Origin of the sequence: Vibrio frigidus (assembly GCF_042465995.1) — a bacterium.
Taxonomy (GTDB): domain Bacteria; phylum Pseudomonadota; class Gammaproteobacteria; order Enterobacterales; family Vibrionaceae; genus Vibrio.
Genome location: NZ_JBCDMC010000061.1, coordinates 1 through 297, shown reverse-complemented (window position 1 = coordinate 297; position 297 = coordinate 1). Strand labels below are relative to the sequence as shown.

Sequence of the window (297 nt, the reverse complement as noted above, 5' to 3'; positions counted from 1 at the left end):
TTTTATCGGCGGCAAACCATGTGCGTTCTACTTTCATTCCCCCAAAGCGACGGACGTTCACTTCACCGTTTTCTTTACGGCTCCATGGACAACCCCATTGCTCCATTTGGATCATTTCTCTCGTTGCGTTTTCAACAAAATATTCAACGACATTTTGTTCACATAACCAGTCACCCCCACCAACAGTATCGTTGAAGTGGTTATCGAGTGAATCTTCATCTTTGATGACGGCGGCAGAGCCGCCTTCAGCGGCGACAGTATGTGAACGCATTGGGTAGACTTTAGAAATCAGGGCTA

General features: G+C 46.8%; 1 protein-coding gene. It reads right to left on the bottom strand.

Features of this window, described 5'->3' with window-relative positions:
* The coding region (locus AACW90_RS23010) for an FAD-binding protein (protein WP_390239384.1) at positions 1–297 on the bottom strand (297 nt) is incomplete at both ends.